This window comes from Curtobacterium sp. 179-B 9B NHS (genome assembly GCF_045370965.1).
GTDB lineage: Bacteria > Actinomycetota > Actinomycetes > Actinomycetales > Microbacteriaceae > Curtobacterium.
On the sequence record NZ_JBIQDQ010000008.1, the window covers coordinates 108,077 to 127,262 of the forward strand.

The following is a 19,186-nucleotide window of genomic DNA, read 5'->3' on the forward strand; positions in this document are numbered from 1 at the left end:
CTTCCCATCGCACGTGCGGTGGGAAGCGAGAACGGGCGTACCTGGTCGAACGGTTCGACCCGGTACGCCCGTTCCCACCTGGTACGCCCGGTCCTGCCCGGTGGGCGACGACCGAGGTGACCACACGACGGACGGGAGGCGCGGTGCCTGCCTGCACCGCGCCTCCCGTCCGCCACCGGGTTCCGTCAGGAACGCAACCAGGCGGTCCCCACACCCGACAGCGCGCCGTCTGCCACCGGCGCGGAGGCGAGCAGCAGCTCGCCGGCGGGGAGTGCGTACGGCTCGTCGCCGAACACCGTCACGCTCGTCCAGCCGTTCGGCCGGCGGAACGCGAGCACGTCGTCGCGACCGGTCTCGAGCCACTCGAGGTGCTCCTCGGACTGCAGCTGGCCGCGCAGGCCCAGGGCCTTCCGGTACAGGTTCAGCGTCGAGTCGGGGTCGGCGTCTTCCGCCTCGACCGAGACCTGCGCGAACCACGCCGGCTGCGGCAGGTGCGAGCCGCCGTCGCCGAACCCGAACGACGAACCCTGCCGCGTCCACGGGATCGGCACGCGGCAGCCGTCACGGCCCACGTCGACGCCCGGGTTCCGGAAGAACGCCGGGTCCTGGCGCTCGGCGTCGGGGATGTCGCCGACCTCGTGCAGGCCGAGTTCCTCGCCCTGGTACAGGTAGGCGGAGCCGGGCAGTGCGAGCTCGAGGAGCGTCGCCGCCTGGGCCCGACGGAGTCCGAGCGAACGGTCGAGCGCCGCCTGGTCACCGCCCGCGAGCAGCCACGCGGACCCCTGCTTCTGCTCGTCGCCGTTCCGGGCGGGCAGTGCGTAGCGGGTGGCGTGCCGGACGACGTCGTGGTTCGAGAACACCCACGTCGTCGACGAGCCGGACTGCTCGGCGAGCCCGAGGTTGAACTCGATGATCGTGCGGAACTGCTGTGCGTCGAAGTCCGCCTCGAGCAGGTCGAAGTTGAACGCCTGCCCGAGTCCCTCGGCGCTGGCGTACCGGGCACGGCGGTCGGCTGCGACCCAGGCCTCGGCGACGGCGGTCCGTGCCGGGGTGTACTCGTCGAACACCGTGCGCCACTCGGCGTAGATCTCGTGCACGTCGTCGCGGTCCCAGAGGATGTGCGAGCCGTCCTTCGGGGCGGCGAGCACCTCGGCCCACGTGGGCAGCTCGCCTGCGGGCAGGTCCTTCGCCAGGCCGTGCGCCACGTCGATGCGGAAGCCGTCGACACCACGGTCCGACCAGAAGCGCAGCGTGTGCAGGAAGTCGTCGCGCACCTCGCGGTTCGCCCAGTTCAGGTCGGGCTGCTCCGTCGCGAAGTTGTGCAGGTACCACTGGCCGTCGCCCACGGCGGTCCAGGCCGGGCCGCCGAAGATCGACACCCAGTCGGCCGGCGCCTCGGACCCGTCGGGACCGGTGCCGTCGCGGAACACGTAGCGGTCCCGGGCCGGGCTGCCCTTCGGCGACGCCAGCGCCTCGCGGAACCACTCGTGCCGGTCGCTCGTGTGGTTCGGCACGATGTCGACGATGACCCGGATGCCGGCGCCGTGCAGGGCATCGACCATCTCGTCGAAGTCGGCGAGGGTGCCCAGACGCGGGTCGACCTCGCGGTAGTCGTCGACGTCGTAGCCGCCGTCGGCCAGTGCGGACGGGTAGAACGGGCTGAGCCAGACGGCCTCGATGCCGAGGGAGGCCAGGTACGGCACCCGCGAGGTCACCCCGCGGAGGTCGCCGATGCCGTCGCCGTCCGCGTCGGCGAACGAGCGGGGGTACACCTGGTAGACGCTCGCCTGGCGCCACCAGGTCTCGGCGTCGGTGGCGGCTGCGGGCTGGACGAGCGTGTCGGTCACGTCGGGCCTTTCGTTGTTCGTGCGGGTGGTGGTCGTGGTCGTTGCAGCTGCGTTCGTGTCCGCGGTCGCGGACTGCGACGGCGGGGTCACTTGATCGCGCCCTGGGTCACGCCGGCCATCACCCATCGCTGGGTGACGAGGTAGACGATGATCGCCGGGGCCATCGCCATCAGGTACGAGGCGAACGACACGTTGTAGTTGTTGCTGAACTGCGTCTGGAACATCTGCTGCAGCACCGGCAGGGTCTGCAGCGCCGGGTCCGAGGTGATCAGCGACGGCATCACGAAGTCGTTCCAGGACGCCAGGAACGCGAAGATGCCGACGGTGGCGCTCATCGGCGCGAGGAGCGGGAACACCAGTCGCCAGAACACCTGCCCCGTGCTCGCACCGTCGATGCGGGCACTCTCCTCCAGCTCGGCCGGGATCGAGCGCAGGAACGCGGTGAAGAGCAGCACGCTGAACGACAGCTGGAACATGACGTGCAGGATCGCGACGCCGAACGGGTTGTCCAGCCCGGCGAGGCCCGTGAGCTTCACCTGCGACAGTGCGAGCACCGGGAACGGCAGGAACATCGCGGCGAGCAGGTAGAAGAACGACCAGCGGAAGAAGCGGCGCTCCCAGTTCCGGGCGATGGCGTACGCCGTGAACGACGCGAGCAGGATCGTCCCGACGACGGTGATCGCCGCGATGAGCACCGAGACGCCGAACGCCCGCGGGAAGTCCGTGAGCTCCCAGGCCTGCACGAAGCCGTCGACGCTGAACGGCGCCGGCAGCGAGAACGCGTTGCCGTCCACGGCCTGCGTCGTGGTCTTGAACGCCATCGTCACGGTGACGTAGAGCGGGACGAGGACGGACAGGGTGCACAGCGCGAGGACGATCGTGACCGGCCAGTTGAACCGTTCACCGCGGCGTCCGGCGGTGCGGTCGGCGTCGACCGACCGGATGCTGCCGGTCGCCGTCGTGACCGGACGGAGGGGTGCTTGCATGGTCATCAGAGCGCTGCCTTCCCGCGGGTCGCCCGCAGCTGGATCACGGCGATGACGACGGCGATCACGAAGAAGATCGTCGCGTTCGCCATCTGGTACGCGTAGTCGCCGCCGCTGAAGCCCTTGAAGATCGACATCGCGACCGTCGTGGTCGAGGTGCCCGGGCCGCCGTCGGTCAGGCCGACGACGATGTCGTACGAGTTCAGGAAGTTCTTGAACCCGATCACGAGGTTGATGAGGATGTAGCCCGCCGTCAGGGGTGCGGTGATCGAGACCAGCTGCCGCCAGGCGCTGGCACCGTCGAGCGCCGCGGCCTCGTACACCTCGCCGGGGATCGACAGGACGCCGGCGATGTAGATGAGGAGCGTCGACGGGATCGCCTGCCAGGCGGTCACGACGACGATCGCGACCCACGCCAGGTCGGGGTTCGCCAGGATGCTCTGCTCGAGCGGGGCGATGCCGAGCGTGGTCGCGAGCGCCGGCAGGCTGTTCGCGAAGAGGAACGAGAACACGTAGGCGATGACGATGCCGGAGATCACCATCGGCAGGACGAAGACGCCGCGGAGCGCGATCTTGCCGCGGATCTTCGACGTCAGCGCGATCGCGAGCAGGAACGCCACGGCGTTCACCAGGAGCACGGTGACGAGCGAGAACCCGATGGTGAACAGGTACGCCTGCAGGATCGCGGGGTCGGAGAACACCGCGACGTAGTTCGTCAGGCCGGTGAACCGGAACTCGCCGAAGCCGACGGAGTTCGTGAAGCTCAGCACGATGCCCATCGCTGCGGGGAGCGTGATGGCGAGGGTGAAGAGCACGAGCGTGGGGACGAGGAACAGGAGGAAGAGCGGATCGACGCGCTTGGCGCGTCCGCGGACGCCGGCCTGGAGGCGCGGTGCGGCTCCGCCCCGGCGGCGGCGGTCCGCCGTCGTGATCGATTCGGTGGTCGTGGTGGCCAAGGTCGTCTCCTTACGCGGCCGACCGGAGCGCGAGCCGCGCCCAGTCGCCGTCGAGGGTGCGGAGTTGCGGGTCGGGCGCACCGCCGAAGGCGATGGACTGCAGGTAGTTCGCCACCGGGATCTCGGCGGGGATGAGCTGCGAGGCGCCGAGGTAGAACGCGGCCTGGTCGTACGAGTCCTGCATGCCGCGGAGCGCGGGGTTCGAGACCGGAGGAGAGTCCTTCCGCACGCCGAAGCCGTTGTTGTCGGCGTTGTACCGGTCGCTGATCTCCGGGCTCATCAGGAAGGACAGGAACTCGCGGGCGGCCTCCTGCTTCCGTGAGGCCTCGGGGATCCAGAGCCCGAGGTCGACGTTGACGCGCACCTTGTTGTCGGCGGGGTCGTCGGTCGCCGGGAACGGGAAGGTGCCGAGGTCCATGTCGCGGTTCGTCTTCGCGATCTCGCCGAGCGCCCAGGGGCCCTGCAGGTACATCGCCGCCTTCCCCTGCGCGAACGCGAGGTTGCCGTCGCCGTAGCCCCGGCTGGCGGCGCCCTGCTGGTGCCACTGCAGCAGGTCCACCATGCGACCGACGGGAGCGGCGAAGTCCTTCTCGAACGACACCGCCGACCCCCTGCCGACCGAGGTGCCCTCGCGGTCGAGCGCCGCGAAGGTCGACGGCACGTCGAGCATGCCGCCCACCGAGTAGTCGAACATGCCCTGGGCGATCGTCCAGTTGTCCTTGTACGTGCCGTACATCGGGGTGATCCCGGCCTTCACGAGACGCTCGCACACGTCGGTGAACGCGCTCCAGGTCGTCGGCACCTCGAGACCCTGCTGCGCGAACAGCTGCTTGTCGTAGATCACCGACGCGGCGGTCACCGAGTAGGGCAGGACGCTCGTCCGGCCCGGGTAGTCGGCGGTCTGGCGCATCAGGGGCCAGAGGTCGGGGTTGATCGTGTCCTTCTCGGGCAGGTCGGACAGGTCGGTCAGGGCCCCGTGCTCGACGAACGACACCATCGCGTAGTTGTAGTTCAGGCACCCGAGGTCCGGCGGTCGGTTCCGGACGAAGTTCGCGGACATGTTCGACGTCGAGTCGCGGACCACGCGGATCGTCGACTGGCTGTCGTGGAACTTCGCGATGACGTCGTCGAAGTACCCGATGACCTCGGGCTTCGACACGTAGAAGGTGATCGTCTCGGGTCGGCTGCTCGATCCTCCGAGCGGGGCGCACCCGGCGAGTGCCAGGCCCGCGCCGATGCCGCCCGCACCGAGCAGGAACCCGCGGCGGGTGACCCCGGCCGTGCTCCTGGTGGTGGCGTGTGCTTGCACGTCGTCTCCGTCCGTCCGGACCCGGCGTCCCTGCCGTTCCGACTCGCGTGCCGGCGTCGGTGTCGGCTCGCGCGACTAAATGTACTCAGAAAATCTAATCGCGCAAGCAAGTCGCGTCGCGGTAGGGTCGGCGCATGCCACAACGCCGTGTGACCCCCCGCGCGACCAGCGCCGAGACGGTCCTGGCGTACGCCCTCGAGCCGTCGTCCGGTGCCTTCACGGCGACCGAGGCGATCGACGCCACGGGGCTGACCCGCTCGACCGTCCTCGCCGCGTGCGCGGAGCTCGTCCGGCTCGGTTGGCTCCGCGACCTCGACGACGCCCGCACGGCAGGGGAGTACCGGAAGGGCCGGCCCGCCCGGCGCTGGGAACTCGTCGCGGACGCCGGGGTCGTCGTCGGCGTCGACGCGGGGCAGCACCGCGTCACCGCGCTCGTCGCCGACCTGCGCGGCGCCGTCCTCGCCCGCACCGAGGGGGCGCTCGGCGAATCCGGGCTCGAGGTGCCCGTCCGGCTCAGTGTGACGACCGACACCGTCGCGGCGGCACTCACCGCGGCCGACGTGGACGCCGCCCGCGTGCTCGTGACGGTCGTCGGCATCCCGGCTCCGGTCGACGCGCTCGGTGCGTCACCCCGCGACGGCGGCTTCTGGGACAGCATGAACCCGGGCTTCTCGGACGTCGTGCCCCACGGTGTCGTCGTGGTCGAGAACGACGCGAACGCCGCCGCGCTGGCCGAACGGCCCTCCTCGGGGGACGCCTCGTTCGCGGCGCTGCTCTCGGGCGAGCGGTTCGGCGCCGGCCTGGTCGTCGACGGCGTGCTGCTCCGTGGTGCCCGGGGCGGTGCCGGTGAGCTCCGGGTGCTCGACCTGGTCGACGGGGTGGCCTCGTCGAACGGCATCGGGCGCACCGCCCGCGAGCTCGTCCGCGCGGCGCGGGCCGACGGGCGCATCGGTCCGGCCTCCCTGCTCGGCGGCGTCGAGGAGCCGGGCGCCGAGGCGGTGTTCGCCGCCGCCGCCCTGCTCGACCCGGTGGCGCTCGAGGTCGTCGACCGCCTGGGGGACCGCCTCGCCCGGGTCTGCGTCCTGCTCGCGAGCCTGCTCGACATCGACCGCGTGGTCGTCGCCGGAGCGATCGCCGACGCCGCCGCTCCCGTGATCGAGCGGGCGCGCGAGCACCTGGCTGCCTGGGAGTACGACCCGACGCCCGAGGTCGTGCCGTCGCGGCTCGGCGGCGACGTCGTGGTCCTCGGCGCCGTCGCGCGTGCCCTCGACCTCGTGCACGCCGATCCGCTGGCCTTCCCGCTGCCCGCCGAGACCTCCGCCGTCGCGACCTGACCGCCGATCCGCTCCCACCGAGCCCTTCCCGACCGGACGTACGAGTCGTACGATCGGTACATGTACAACCTGCCCGCGAGTGAAGCACGCCAGCGATGGTCCGACCTCATCGACCATGCGCACCGCGAACCGGTCGCCATCACGGTCCGCGGCCGCGAGCAGGTCGTCGTGCTCGAGGCGGAACTGGCTCGCCGGGCACTGCAGGCGCTCGAGGACGCGATGGACCGGGCCGCTGTCGATCGCGCTCGGCGGGAACTCGCGGAGGACCCGGAGACGCTGCCCCTCGAGCAGGTCGCCCGCGAGCTGGGCATCACGCTTGGGTGAAGCCTCGCCCGTCGAGTACCGGGTCGAGCTGACCAAGCGTGCCGCGAAGGCGCTGACGAAGCTCGACCGGGTCGTGCAGCGGCGGTTGCTCGCCGCCCTGGTCCTGCTCCGCACGACGCCGCGTCCGCCAGGGTCGACCGCGCTGGTCGGCCGGCCGGGCGAGTTCCGGGTCCGTGTGGGCGAACACCGGATCGTCTACGAGATCGTCGACGATCGTCTGGTGGTCCTCGTGCTGGTCATCGGCCACCGCCGTGACGTGTACCGCTGAACCCGACCGACCGACCGACCGACCGCCGACCCCCCTGGGCCGATCAGTGACACCGCGGCTCGGTCCGCGGCAGACTGGGCCCGTGACGATCCGACCCGTCCTCGTTCCCACGGTCCTCGGTTTGCTCGCGGTGTTGTGCACCGGGTGCGTCGCCGTCGGTCCGGAGGAGGGTGTCCTCACCCTGACGGGCAGCGACGCGGCCCCGCTCCCGGTGTGCAACGGCGCAGCACCCGTCTCGGTCTCCGCCCTGGCGTCCGACGACCCGCCAGCGTGCGAGCCGACCGGTCAGGTGCTCGTCTTCCCCGACGGAGGCCAGCTGCAGTTGCCGGGGGGATCGCTCGGCACCGGTTCGCAGGCTGCCGCGTCGGGCGTCCGGTACGCGTACAGCGGTGTCGGGCGGTTCGGCGTCGTCGCGGCGCAGGCCGGTCCTGGTTGCGTCGATGTCCAGGAGTGGGGGACCCCGGACGCGTTGCGTCGGGTCCACGACGCCTTCGGCTCGCGCTGGATGTGCGACTGACCGGGCGCGGGACGCGAGCGCCCGGCGGCCGGTCGCGGCCCCTCAGCGGGGGAGCGCCGCCAGGACCTCGGCGGCACGGGCGGCCTGCTCGGCGCTGACGTCGAGGTGCGTCACGAGCCGGACGTGCCTCGGGCCGAGCTGCATCACCCGCACGTCCCGCTCGGCGGCCGCGGCCACGAAGGCTGCCGGATCGGTCACCTCGGCGAAGACGATGTTCGTGTCGACGGTCGCGGGGTCGACGTCGAGCGCGGACGCGAGCACCCGGGCGTTGGTGTGGTCCTCGGCGAGACGGTCGACGTGGTGCCGGAGCGCGTACCGGCCCGCCGCGGCCAGGAAGCCCGTCTGCCGCATGCCCCCGCCGTAGCGCTTCCGCCAGGTGCGGGCCGCGGCGACGTGCTCCCGGGAGCCGACGAGCACCGAGCCGACCGGCGCGCCGAGCCCCTTCGACAGGCAGACCGACACGGTGTCGAACCCCGCGGCGAGGTCGCGCAGCGCGATCCCCGACGCGACGTGGGCGTTCCACAACCGGGCACCGTCGAGGTGCACCGCGATGCCGTGCTCCCGCGCGAACGCCTGCACGGCGTGGACCTCGTCGACGGGCTGCACCGTCCCGCCACCGAAGTTGTGCGTGTTCTCGATCGCGATCGCCGTCGTGGACACGCTGTAGGCGCCGGCGTTCGGCTCAGCCACCTCCGCGACCGCCGCCGCGACGAGGCGTCCGCGTTCCGAGGGCCACGTGCGCGTCGTGATGCCGGAGAACACCGCCGCGGCACCGAGTTCGGCGCGGACGACGTGGGCACGGACGTCCGCCAGGAGTTCCTCGCCCGGCGCGACGTGCAGCCGCAGCCCGAGCTGGTTCGCCATCGAGCCGGTCGGGGTGAAGAGCCCGGCTTCGTGGCCGAGCAGGTCGGCGACCTCGCGCTCGAGGGCGTTCGTCTCCGGGTCCTCGCCGAAGACGTCGTCACCGACCTCGGCGTCGGCCATCGCCCGGCGCATCGCGGGCGTCGGGCGGGTCACGGTGTCGGAGCGCAGGTCGATCGGAGCGTCGGTCACCGGGCAACGCTAACCCGCCGTCCGGTCCGTCGATCACCAGGCAACACCGACCCGCCGTCCAGTCCGTCGATCACCGGCGTCGCTACGGTGAGGCCCATGCAGCCGCCAGCAGCCGGGACCCTCCGCATCCTCCACCTGTCCGACACGCACCTGACCGGTGACGGTGCCCTGCACCAGGGGTCGGTCGACACGACGGCGGCGTTGGACGCGGTGCTCGCGCACGTCGACGGGGTCCCGGGCGTCGGCCTGGTCGTGGTCTCGGGGGACGTGTCCGAGGACGGGAGTCCCGCGTCCTACCGCACCGCTCGCGAGCGGATCGGCGCATGGGCGCAGCGGCACGGCGCCGCACTCGTCCTCGTCCCCGGCAACCACGACCTCCGCGAGGGCTTCCGCCAGGTCCTCGCGAACGGCCACGTCCTCGGCGAGGGCGGCACGCCGCTCGCGCACACGATGGAGTACGTCCCGCCGTCCGTGCCGGTCTCCGGGCAGTCGGTCGTCGCCGGCTTCCGCGTGGTGACGGTCGACACGAGCGTCCCCGGTGCCGGCTACGGCGCGCTCAGCGACGCCGCGCTCGAGCGACTCCGCACGGCGCTCACCGGCGAGCCCGTCCCGCACGGCACGGTCGTCGTGCTCCACCACCCGCCGGTGCCCTCGCCGACCTTGCTGCACGAGGCCCTCCGCCTGCAGGACCCCGAGGACCTCGCCGAGCTCCTCGACGGCTCGGACGTCCGGGTGGTGCTCGGCGGGCACCAGCACCACCACAGCGCCGGGTCGCTCGCCGGCGTCCCGGTGCTCGTCGCGCCCGGGGTCGCGAACGACACGGACGTCGTCGGACCGTACGCCGAGGAGTCCGCCCACGTCGCCCACGGCGCACTGGTCGTCGACGTCGCCACCGACGGCTCCGTCTGGTCGACACCGGTCCGCGTCCCCGACCCGGACCGCGACGTGCTCGCCTTCGCGCTCGACGCCGAGACGGTGGCACGGATCGCGGAGCAGGCGGGGCCCGCCGCGCGCTGACGGCGCCCGGCGCCCCTCGCTCACGGACACCGTTCCGGCGTCGCGAGTACACCGGAGCCATGCCCACGGAAGGAGTCCCCCATGCGCATCGGTAGTGCAGTGCAGTACGACCGGTACGGCGGGTTCGACGTCGTCGACCTCGTCCCGCAGGAACGTCCCGAGCCCGGACCCGGCGACGTCGTCGTCGAGGTCGTCGCCGCCGGCCTGAACCACGTCGAGCGGTTCCTCCGCGAGGGGAAGCTGCGCGACCACATCGACCTCGAGTTCCCTGCCCACCAGGGCGTCGACTTCGCCGGCATCGTCCGGGCCCGCGGCGCCGAGGTCCGTGACCTCAAGGTCGGCGACGAGGTGATGGGCCACGCGCCCGAGGGCGGTGCCCACGCCACCTGGATCCGCGTGCCCCGCGGTGCGGTCGTGAAGAAGCCCGAGCACGTCGGGTGGGAGGTCGCCGGCGGCCTCTACCTGGCCGGCGCCACCGCCGCGACGATCGTCCGCGGACTCCGTCTCGGGCCCGACGACACCGTCGTGATCTCCGCCGCTGCCGGCGGTGTCGGGCACATCGAGTGCCAGCTGGCGCACGATGCCGGCGCGACCGTCATCGCCCTCGGCAGCCCGCGGAACCACGACTACCTGCGGCAGATCGGCACGCTGCCGGTCGCGTACGGCGAGGGCGAGGAGGACCGCATCCGGCAGATGGCGGCCGGCCGGCCGATCACCGCGTTCATCGACAACCACGGCGGTGGCGGTGCAGCGGACCTCGCATCGCGGCTCGGCGTGCCGTCGGAGCGGCTGGTGACCTCCGAGCACCGCCGCGACGTCGAGATCCGGTTCCTGCGGGCACCGGCCGACGACGAGGAGGCCCGTGACCTGCTCACCCTGCTCGGCAAGGCCGTGCAGGACCGCCGCGTGCAGGTGCTCATCTCGGGCTTCTACCCGTTCGAGTACATCGTCGACGCCTACGAGGACCTGGCCGAGATGCGCTCCCGCGGCAAGGTCGTGATCGGCATGCAGACGGTGGAGACCGGTGCGCGACTCGACTGGTACCGCTCGGAGAAGGCGCGTGACCTGCGCGACCGCTACGCCGATGCACGAGGCGCGGACACCGAGACGATGGCCGGCGGGTCGGCGAGCCCGGAGGCCTGAACCACACGCGCGAGGATCGGGCCCGGTCTCCGGCAGGAGGCCGGGCCCGATGCGTGCGCGGGAGAGCGTGCGTCGGCTAGCTGAGGACGTCCTTCGTCGCGAACCGTCCGTACGCCAGCGCACCGAACACGGCCACCCAGCCGAGCTGCAGCAGCGCGTTCGCCCCGAAGGAGTCGAACGCGATCGGGTCGCGGAGCAGGTCGCCGAAGCCGAGCCACAGGTGCGAGAACAGGAACGGGTGCAGCCGGTCGAGCTGCGGGAGCTGGTCGAGCACCTGCGACACCCCGGCGAGCACGACCGTCGCGGCCATCGCCCCGACCGGCACCGTCGTCAGCGTCGAGGCGAAGAGCCCGATCGCGGCCAGCCCGAGCATCGACAGGGCCACGTACAGCGCGAGGAGCAGTGCGCGGCCGGCGTACGACCAGCCGCCGACCTGCGTCCCCGACAGCAGGGTCACCGGGCCGATCGGGAAGAGCAGTGCGCCGATCGCCGCGCCGACGAGCACGACGAGGAGCGTCGCGGCCAGGCAGAACGCGACCGTGGCGGCGTACTTGACCAGGATGAACCGCAGGCGGCCGGTCGGGGCCACCAGCAGGTAGCGGATCGTGCCGTGCGATGCCTCGCCCGCGACCGTGTCCCCCGACACGACCCCCACGGTCAGGGGCAGGAACAGCGGGATCGACACGGTGAGCGCGGTGAACGCGACGAAGAGGCCGTTGTTCGTGATGTCCCCGAGGAACGCGGGACCACCGGAGTCACCGTCGGTGGTCAGGCGCACCGCGATCGCGATGAGCACCGGGACCAGGGCGAGGGCACCGAGCATTGCCCAGGTCCGGCGGCGCCGGAACAGCAGCGCGAGCTCCGACCCGAGCAGGGCGAAGGGGCGGACGGGACGGCGGACGGGCTCAGGCTGCGACATCGAACCCCTCTCCGGTGAGCGCGACGAACAGGTCCTCGAGGGTGCCGCCGCCCACCGCGACGCCCCGGACCCGGACGTCGGCACGGACGAGGTCGGCCGTGACGGTCTCGGGCAGGACGTCGTCGGGCAGGTCGGCGACCAGGACGTCCGCACCGGTGTCCCGACGCGGGGAGAGCCCCAACCGCACGAGCACCGCCGAGGCCTCGCCCACGTCGGGGGTCCGGACGGTCAGGGTCCGTCCGCCCGTCGCCCGGAGCTCGTCGAGGGAGCCCTGCGCCACGAGGCGCCCGCTCCGCATCACCGCGGCGTGCGTGCAGACCTGCTCGATCTCGGCGAGCAGGTGGCTCGACACGAAGACCGTGGTGCCGTCGTCGGCCAGCGAGCGGATGAGGTTGCGGACCTCGCGGGTCCCCTGCGGGTCGAGGCCGTTCGTCGGCTCGTCGAGCACGAGGAGGTCACGCGGCGCGAGCAGTGCGCCCGCCAGGCCGAGGCGTTGCTTCATGCCGAGCGAGTAGGCGTGTGCCTTCTTGTCGGCGGCGTGGCCGAGCCCGACGCGGTCGAGCGCCGCCGCGACACGGTCGTGGCGGGTGCGCGGGTCGGAGGTCGGGTCCGCCGCGTCGAACCGCTGCAGGTTCGCCCGACCGGACAGGTACGGGTAGGCGGCCGGACCCTCGACGAGCGCGCCGACGCGGGGGAGGACCTCCTGCAACGCGCCCGGTACCGCACGACCGAGCACCTCGATCGTGCCGCTCGTCGCCGCCGACAGGCCGAGGAGCATCCGGATGGTGGTGGTCTTGCCGGAGCCGTTGGGTCCGAGGAACCCGAAGACCGATCCGCGCGGGACGGCCAGGTCGATGCCGTCCACGGCGCGCTGCCGGCGGAACACCTTGACGAGCGACTGCGTCCGGATCGCGAGGTCGGGAACGGGCCGGCCGGGCTCCGTCGCCGCCCGGTCCGGCTGCGGGGCTGTCGTCACTTGGCGGCGGCGACCAGCGCGGACACCGGGACGGCGCCGGCGAACACCCGGCCGTCGTCCGTCAGGTAGACCGACACGAGCGACGTCTGCAGTGCGCGGCCGCCGTCGACGGGCTTCGTCACCTGGTCGAGGAGCGCCGAGGCGTCGGAGTCCGGACCAGGTCCGGCGGTGTCGCCGGCGGGCAGCTCCACGACGCTGTCCCACCCGGAGCCGGTCACCGTCGGTCCGACGCCGCTCCGGTCGTCGCCGTGTGCCCGACCTCCCTGCCCGTGCCGGTGGGCGTCCGAGAGGTCCTTCGTCGTGACCTCGGCGCCGGACGGCGGGGTGAAGTCGAACAGGCGAGCGTCGGGCGCGCCGTAGTCGAGGCTCGTGAACCCGACCTGGAACGCCGGGTCCTGCTGCCCGGCTGCGGTCACGGTGACGCGCAGGGGCAGCCCGGTCTGCTGGTCGACGGCGAGCCGGACCGAGCCGACCAGGGTGTCGTCGGACCTCGGCGTCAGGGTGACCTGCCACGAGTCGTGTCCGGCGACGCGGACCGTCGTCGGGTCGGACACCCGGGTGCTCGGGGTGATCGCGTCGACCGCGCGCTCGGCCGCCTGCGCCGGCGTGGTGGCGCCGGCGGTGGGGGCATCGGCCTCCGCGGGGAGCGTCAGGTGGACTGCCGTGCGCTCCTTCGAGTCCCAGGTCCACACGTCGGACCCGTTCCGGACCACGTCCTGTTCCGCGAGCTGCTGGGTCAGCTGGAAGCGCTGTTCGTCCTCGCCGCCGACGTACACCCGCGCGGTGTGCGCGGCGGTGAGCAGTCCGAGCACGTCGGACGCGTCGCCCTCGAGCGAGGAGCCGCCGCTGCCCGAGGGGAGCTCCGGCAGCCCGAGGTCGCTCGTCTGCGCGATCGTGCCGGAGTACTGGGCGTCCCGGGACCCCGCGATGCTCGCGAGGACCTCGGCCGCGGTGGGGTCCGAGCCCGCCACCGGTCCGGCAGCGGCGTTCGCGATCACGGGCGCGGCGATGACGCCGGCGACGACGACCGGCGCGATCGCGGCGGGCAGCCAGGCTGACTTCTGCATCGTGTCCCCTTCGGTGGAGCGGTGGGTCGCGAGCACCGTACGTCGGGCTGCCGACAGTCGGCTGGGCGTCCGCGGCTGTCGTCCCGGTGCCCGGCACTCGTAGGATCGGTCCGCCCGGCGACGGGACGACACGGCGGCGAAGGAGACGGCATGCGCGCGGTCCTCGGACTGGACATCGGTACCTCGAGCACGAAGGCGCTGCTGGCCGGGTTCGACGGCAGGGTGCTCGCCGAGGGCTGCCGGGAGCACAGCGTCGACCGCCCCGTCGAGGGGCGGGTCGAGATGGACGGCGACGCCTGGTGGGCCGAGTTCGTGGACCTGACGACCGAGCTGCTCGCGCGGGTCCCGCACGCGCGGGTCGAGGCGGTCGGGGTCAGCGGCATCGGTCCGTGCGTCCTGCTGTCGGACCAGGACGGACGGCCGCTGCGGCCCGCGATCCTCTACGGGGTGGACACCCGCACCGCGGACATGCTCGACGAGGTCGCGGCGGAGCTGGGCGGTGACGACGCCGTCCGTGCCCGGTGCGGCAGCGGGCTCAGCACCCAGGCCGCCGGGGTGAAGCTCGCGTGGCTCGCCCGGAACGAACCCGACACGTGGCGTCGTGCCGGACGGTTCACGATGCCCTCGTCGCGGATCGTCGAGCAGCTCACCGGCGAGTACGTCCTCGACCACCACTCGGCGAGCCAGACGACCCCGCTGTACGACGTCCACGCCGAGCGCTGGATCGACGAGTGGTGCGCGCGGCTCGCGCCCGGTCTGCGGATGCCGCGGCTGCTCTGGCCCGGTGACCGGGCCGGTGACGTGACGGCCGCCGCGGCCGCAGCCACGGGCCTCCCGGCCGGGATCCCGGTGATCGCGGGGACCATCGACGCCTGGGCCGAGGGGGTCAGCTCCGGCGTCCCCGCGCCGGGGCGGGTGTTCCTGCAGTACGGGTCGACGATGTTCCTCATCGCGCCCACCGACCGGCCGACGTCGGTCCCGGGTCTGTGGACCACGGTCGGGACCCGCCCTGGGCAGCCCTGCGTCGCGGGGGGCACCGCGACCTCCGGCGCCGTCACCGACTGGCTCCGGCGGCTCGTCGACGGCGACCGTGCAGCACTCCTCGCCGAGGCGCGGGCCGCCGGTCCGGGCGCCGGGGGACTGCTCGTCCTGCCCTACTTCGCCGGGGAGCGGACCCCGATCGCGGACCCGGACGCCCGCGGAGTGGTCGCCGGGCTGACGGTCCGGCACACGCGTGGTGACCTCTACCGCGCGACGCTCGAGGGGACGGCCTACGCGGTCCGCCACAACCTCGAGGTGCTGGGCGGGGCCGGCATCGACGTGCACGAACTCGTCGGCGCCGGCGGCGGGGTGCTCGGACGACTGTGGCCGGAGATCGTGTCGGACGTCACGGGGCTCCCGCAGACCATCCCGTCCGTCACCACGGGGGCGTGCTTCGGCACGGCGTACCTGGCCGCGCTGCTCGTCGACGGCGCGGACCGCGTCGACATCCGCGCCTGGAACCCGCCGGCGGTCGTCATCGAGCCGGACCCGGCGGCCTCCGAGCGGTACGACCTCGGGTACCGGGACTACCGGGAGCTCTACGAGGCGACCGTGCCGGTCGTGCACCGGTTGGCGCGCCGCCAGCGCGACGACGGGACCGCCACCGCACCGGCCGGTCCGGCGGGTGCGCTGGCGGTCCCGAGGGGGCGACCGGCGTCAGGTCACGCGGTGGCGGTGACCCCGGCGTCGGTGCCGGCTGCGCCTCCGGCGTCGGTGCCGGCTGCGCCTCCGGCGTCGGTGCCGACGGGCGCTGAGCCGTCGTAGCCGCAGATCGCGGCGACCTTCTCCGCGCTCGCGCTCGACGGGTCGAACGTGTACCCGAGCCACTCCTTCGCCATCCGCCGGGCGACCTCGACACCGATCACGCGCTGGCCCATGCAGAGCACCTGGGCGTCGTTCGACAGCACCGACCGCTCGACGCTGAACGAGTCGTGCGCCGTGACGGCCCGGATGCCGGGCACCTTGTTCGCGCTGATCGCGACGCCGAGCCCGGTGCCGCAGACCAGGATCGCCCGGTCGGCCTCGCCGTCGGCGATCATCCGGGCGGCGTCGACGGCGACGTGCGGGTACGCCGTGTGGCCGTCCGCGTCGACGCCCACGTCGACCACGCTGGCCACGCGGTCGTCGGCCTCGAGGTCCCGCTTGATGACCTCCTTGTAGTCGAAGCCCGCGTCGTCCGAGCCCACCACCAGTCGTAGCGTCATGCGTCCACTCCTTCGCGTCGTGCGCGGTCGGCGAGCACCTCGCCGATCCGTGTGAGGACCATCCCCATCGAGGTGGCGCCCGCATCGGGCGTCCCCACGCTCTTCTCGGCCAGGGGTCGGGCCCGCCCGACCTTCGGCCGCAGGTCCGCCGTGGCCTCCGCCTGCTCGACGGCGACCCGCGCTGCCGTCCGCCAGGCCGCCGGCAGGTCGGCGCCGTCGTCGACCGAGGACCGCAGCTGGTCGACGAAGGGCAGCAGTGCGTCGAGCAGCGTCTTGTCGCCGCGGGCCGCGCCGCCCAGGTGGACGATCGAGTCCGCGAACGCCTGCGCGGCAGCCACGACGTCGGTCGGACCGTACGTCCCCCGGTCGTCGCCGAGCGCACGACCGAAGGACTCGAGGGCCGCGCCCCAGAGCACACCGGACGTCCCGCCGGCGGACGCCGCCCAGGCATCGCCCGCCCGACCGAGCACGAAGGCGACACCCGCGGCGGGGTCCGTCTGCTCGACCGACCGGCGGGCCGCCGAGACACCCTTCACCATGCCGCGCCCGTGGTCGCCGTCGCCGGCGACCGCGTCGATGCGCCCGAGGGTCTCCTCGTGCTCGCGGAGCAGCGCGTCCATCGCCACCACGGCTGTGCGGGCGGTCTCGGCTGCCCGCCGGGAGGCCTCGGTCGCGTCCGGCACGACGGTCGCCTCCGCCTCGGCCTCGGCCACCGCGTCGGCCGGCACGAGCGCCGCGACCGGAGCGGCGACCTTGCGGTACGCCGGCGTGTAGGCGTCCGCGCGCCAGTACTGTTCGAGCTCGTCGTCGAGGAACTGCAGCGTGAGCGAGCAGCCGCCCATGTCGAGGCTGGTGACGAGCTCGCCGACCTCGGGCTCGACGACCTCGAGCCCGGCGTCCTCGAGGAGCGGCAGCACGCGGCCCCAGAGCAGGAAGAGCTCCTCGTACTTGGTGTCGCCCAGGCCGTTGAGGATCGGTGCGACCCGCGGCCCGGCGCCCTCGGGGCGTTCTGCGACCAGCCGCTCGACGAGCAGTGCGGCGAGCTCCCGCGCGGGCAGCACCGGGACGTCCCGGATGCCCGGCTCACCGTGGATGCCGAGGCCGAGGCCGAGGTGTCCGTCCGGGACGGAGAAGAGCGGTTCGGTGGCGCCGGGCATGGTGCAGCCCGAGAACGCGACTCCGATCGTCCTGGTGGCGGCGTTCGCCGCGGTGCCGACGCGCTCCACCTCGTCCAGGTCGAGTCCCGCCGCCGCGGCGGCACCCATCGCCTTGAACACCGAGAAGTCGCCGGCGATGCCCCGCCGCTGCGCGACCTCGTCGGCGCTCGCGACGTCGTCGGTGACCACGACGATGCGCGTGTCGATGCCCTCGGCGCGCAGGCGCTCGGCGGCGAGGCCGAAGTTCATCGTGTCACCGGCGTAGTTGCCGAACGACAGCACGACGCCGCGGCCCTGGTCGGCGGCCTTGGCCACCGAGTACACCTGGGCCGCGGACGGCGAGGTGAAGACGTTGCCGACGACGGCGCCGGTGGCGAAGCCGGGGCCGACGACGCCGCAGAACGCGGGGTAGTGCCCGGATCCGCCGCCGACCACGACGGCGACCTGCCGGTCGGCGCCCTCGGTCGGGAGGGCGACCACCCCGCCGTGCACGCCGCGTACCCGGTCGGCGTACAGGGCGAGCCAGCCGGCCAGCTGGTCGTCGGCGAAGTCCTCGGGGTCGTCGTGGATCGTGGTCATGGCGTGCGTTCCTGTCGTGCGGTGGACCGGGGTCCGGTGGATGGGGTCAGGATCGGGTCGGACGACCGGGTGCGTCGGTCGGGTCGGAGGGGACGGGTCGGGGACCGGGCGGCGGCGGGACGGCCACCGCCGCCCGGGATCGGCTCGGCGGGCCTCAGCGGGTGCCGCGGTGCGGGCGTCCCTGGGGCACGTCGAGGAAGTGGATCATCACGAAGGCGCAGGCGTAGAGGCCGACGAAGGTCCAGGTCACCGCCTGGCCGCCGCCGCCGAGCGCGAAGACCGCGGCGACGACGCCGGTGCCGAGGAACGCCGCGCCACCGGCAGCGGTGGTGTACATCGCCATCGCGGCACCCTTGTGCTCCGGGGCGAGCGCGGGCATGATCGCGCCCATCGGGACGAAGCCGGCGAGCAGGCAGCCGAACACGCAGCCGGCGACGACCGAGAGCACGTAGCCCCAGTCGGAGCCCGCGGGCACGAGCTGCGGCACGTACCACCAGGCGACGAGCCCGGTCGCCGAGCCCACGATGCCGAACCACTTCACCGTGCGCTGCCAACCGATCCGGTCGCCGACCCATCCGAACAGGGCGTTGACCAGGATGTTCGTCGCGTAGACGCAGACGGTCATGAGCAGCCAGCGGCTCTGGCCCCACCCGCGGTCGTTCGCGATGATCGCGGGCAGCACGACGAACATGCCGAACTCGGGCGCGGTGTTGATGAGGCGGACGAGGAAGCCCATCAGGATCTTCGGCCGGGTGGCGGTGAGGCGGATCCCGCTCGTCATCACGCGCCAGGCGCTCTCACCGGCGGGTGCGATCCGCGTGAAGCCGTTGGGCAGGCGGACGCCGAACAGCATGATCAGGAAGCCCACGACCACGAGGCCGATCGATGCGACCATCGCGCCCGCCTCGCCGACCGTGCCGCCGCCGAACACCGGGATCGCCCCGATGGCGAACAGCGAGCCGAGGGTCGGCAGCCCACCGGTGAAGGCGACGTAGAACCAGCCGACGGCCGAGCCGTTGCGCTCCACCGGCGTCGTGATGTTCACCCACACCAGGAAGGCGAACGCGAACAGCGGGTAGCCGAAGCCGCGCAGGGCGTACGCGACGGCGGCGAACGGCACGCTCTGCACCTCCAGGGCCAGCAGGAACAGCACCTCGAAGACGACCCAGACGGCGAAGCCGAGGATCATCACCCGGCGCGGACCGACCAGGTCGGACAGGGCGCCGGAGACGTAGCTGCCGATCAGGGCGGCGAGGCTGTAGAACGTCACGATCGTCGCCACGGTGGCCTCGGGGCTGCCGAGCACCGCGACCATGTGCGGGGTGATGAAGTTCGACTCGACGCCGTTGCCGGTCATGAAGACCAGCACGGCGACGAAGCCGAGGGCGAGCGGACGGGGGATCCCCATCCGGTCCAGCCGGCCCTCGGACCGGCCGGCGGGGGGCGTGGAGGCGGTGGTGCGCGCGGTCGTCGTCGACATCGCGGGGA

At 72.9% G+C, this 19,186-nt stretch carries 18 protein-coding genes; 7 read left to right on the plus strand and 11 right to left on the minus strand.

Annotation, left to right across the window (positions count from 1 at the left end):
* Positions 1 to 185: 185 nt before the first annotated feature.
* The 4 genes from ACH0A8_RS09165 to ACH0A8_RS09180 all read right to left on the minus strand — a co-directional run bounded on the left by ACH0A8_RS09165 (position 186) and on the right by ACH0A8_RS09180 (position 5,098).
* Complete coding sequence (locus ACH0A8_RS09165; RefSeq protein ID WP_326495339.1) at positions 186 to 1,847, minus strand: glycoside hydrolase family 13 protein; 1,662 nt, start codon at positions 1,845 to 1,847, stop codon at positions 186 to 188.
* Between the two features lie 86 nt (positions 1,848 to 1,933).
* On the minus strand, positions 1,934 to 2,839 hold the full coding sequence (locus tag ACH0A8_RS09170) for a carbohydrate ABC transporter permease (RefSeq protein WP_406907033.1): 906 nt from the start codon (positions 2,837 to 2,839) through the stop codon (positions 1,934 to 1,936).
* Positions 2,839 to 3,789, minus strand: coding sequence for a carbohydrate ABC transporter permease (locus ACH0A8_RS09175; RefSeq protein WP_066655553.1), 951 nt, complete (start codon positions 3,787 to 3,789; stop codon positions 2,839 to 2,841). The genes ACH0A8_RS09170 and ACH0A8_RS09175 overlap by 1 nt, the downstream gene beginning before the upstream one ends.
* Positions 3,790 to 3,799: 10 nt before the next feature.
* On the minus strand, positions 3,800 to 5,098 hold the full coding sequence (locus ACH0A8_RS09180) for an ABC transporter substrate-binding protein (RefSeq protein ID WP_406907034.1): 1,299 nt from the start codon (positions 5,096 to 5,098) through the stop codon (positions 3,800 to 3,802).
* 134 nt (positions 5,099 to 5,232) lie between these two features.
* On the opposite strand from ACH0A8_RS09180, the gene ACH0A8_RS09185 reads away from it, so the two are divergent.
* The 4 genes from ACH0A8_RS09185 to ACH0A8_RS09200 all read left to right on the plus strand — a co-directional run bounded on the left by ACH0A8_RS09185 (position 5,233) and on the right by ACH0A8_RS09200 (position 7,541).
* The gene (locus ACH0A8_RS09185; protein WP_406907035.1) at positions 5,233 to 6,432 is read left to right on the plus strand and encodes an ROK family protein; all 1,200 of its coding nucleotides are present in this window, start codon (positions 5,233 to 5,235) and stop codon (positions 6,430 to 6,432) included.
* Positions 6,433 to 6,492: 60 nt separating this feature from the next.
* Positions 6,493 to 6,756: a type II toxin-antitoxin system prevent-host-death family antitoxin gene (locus tag ACH0A8_RS09190; RefSeq protein ID WP_066655545.1), complete on the plus strand. Its 264-nt coding sequence runs from the start codon at positions 6,493 to 6,495 to the stop codon at positions 6,754 to 6,756.
* On the plus strand, positions 6,749 to 7,024 hold the full coding sequence (locus ACH0A8_RS09195) for a type II toxin-antitoxin system RelE family toxin (protein ID WP_406907036.1): 276 nt from the start codon (positions 6,749 to 6,751) through the stop codon (positions 7,022 to 7,024). The genes ACH0A8_RS09190 and ACH0A8_RS09195 overlap by 8 nt, the downstream gene beginning before the upstream one ends.
* Before the next feature lie 82 nt (positions 7,025 to 7,106).
* Positions 7,107 to 7,541, plus strand: coding sequence for a hypothetical protein (locus ACH0A8_RS09200; RefSeq protein WP_209684956.1), 435 nt, complete (start codon positions 7,107 to 7,109; stop codon positions 7,539 to 7,541).
* Between the two features lie 42 nt (positions 7,542 to 7,583).
* Here the strand turns inward: ACH0A8_RS09200 and ACH0A8_RS09205 are convergent, their stop codons facing one another.
* The gene (locus ACH0A8_RS09205) at positions 7,584 to 8,594 is read right to left on the minus strand and encodes a low specificity L-threonine aldolase (protein WP_271826874.1); all 1,011 of its coding nucleotides are present in this window, start codon (positions 8,592 to 8,594) and stop codon (positions 7,584 to 7,586) included.
* A gap of 96 nt (positions 8,595 to 8,690) precedes the next feature.
* Here ACH0A8_RS09205 and ACH0A8_RS09210 point away from each other — a divergent pair, with 96 nt between their 5' ends.
* Positions 8,691 to 9,611, plus strand: coding sequence for a metallophosphoesterase (locus tag ACH0A8_RS09210; RefSeq protein WP_209684957.1), 921 nt, complete (start codon positions 8,691 to 8,693; stop codon positions 9,609 to 9,611).
* Between the two features lie 81 nt (positions 9,612 to 9,692).
* Entirely contained in the window at positions 9,693 to 10,754 is a 1,062-nt protein-coding gene (locus tag ACH0A8_RS09215) for an NADP-dependent oxidoreductase (RefSeq protein WP_081984992.1), read from the plus strand.
* Between the two features lie 76 nt (positions 10,755 to 10,830).
* On the opposite strand, the gene ACH0A8_RS09220 is transcribed toward ACH0A8_RS09215, so the two are convergent.
* Genes ACH0A8_RS09220 through ACH0A8_RS09230 form a run of 3 tightly spaced genes read right to left on the minus strand, consistent with a single transcriptional unit; the run spans position 10,831 to position 13,716 of the window.
* Positions 10,831 to 11,673: an ABC transporter permease gene (locus tag ACH0A8_RS09220; protein WP_209684958.1), complete on the minus strand. Its 843-nt coding sequence runs from the start codon at positions 11,671 to 11,673 to the stop codon at positions 10,831 to 10,833.
* Positions 11,660 to 12,649 (minus strand): ABC transporter ATP-binding protein, encoded by a 990-nt coding sequence (locus ACH0A8_RS09225; protein ID WP_400429944.1) that lies wholly within the window; start codon positions 12,647 to 12,649, stop codon positions 11,660 to 11,662. The genes ACH0A8_RS09220 and ACH0A8_RS09225 overlap by 14 nt, the downstream gene beginning before the upstream one ends.
* Positions 12,646 to 13,716, minus strand: coding sequence for a LolA family protein (locus tag ACH0A8_RS09230; RefSeq protein WP_406907037.1), 1,071 nt, complete (start codon positions 13,714 to 13,716; stop codon positions 12,646 to 12,648). Before ACH0A8_RS09230 ends, ACH0A8_RS09225 begins: the two co-directional genes overlap by 4 nt.
* Before the next feature lie 150 nt (positions 13,717 to 13,866).
* On the opposite strand from ACH0A8_RS09230, the gene ACH0A8_RS09235 reads away from it, so the two are divergent.
* On the plus strand, positions 13,867 to 15,522 hold the full coding sequence (locus tag ACH0A8_RS09235; protein WP_406907038.1) for an FGGY-family carbohydrate kinase: 1,656 nt from the start codon (positions 13,867 to 13,869) through the stop codon (positions 15,520 to 15,522).
* Here the strand turns inward: ACH0A8_RS09235 and ACH0A8_RS09240 are convergent.
* From ACH0A8_RS09240 to ACH0A8_RS09250, 3 genes are all read right to left on the minus strand, one after another.
* Positions 15,420 to 15,962 (minus strand): ribose-5-phosphate isomerase, encoded by a 543-nt coding sequence (locus ACH0A8_RS09240; protein WP_406907039.1) that lies wholly within the window; start codon positions 15,960 to 15,962, stop codon positions 15,420 to 15,422. The two genes, ACH0A8_RS09235 and ACH0A8_RS09240, sit on opposite strands and share 103 nt — an antisense overlap.
* Entirely contained in the window at positions 15,959 to 17,698 is a 1,740-nt protein-coding gene (locus ACH0A8_RS09245; protein WP_406907040.1) for a dihydroxyacetone kinase family protein, read from the minus strand. Before ACH0A8_RS09245 ends, ACH0A8_RS09240 begins: the two co-directional genes overlap by 4 nt.
* 154 nt (positions 17,699 to 17,852) lie before the next feature.
* Entirely contained in the window at positions 17,853 to 19,178 is a 1,326-nt protein-coding gene (locus ACH0A8_RS09250; RefSeq protein ID WP_209684962.1) for an MFS transporter, read from the minus strand.
* Positions 19,179 to 19,186 lie beyond the last annotated feature (8 nt).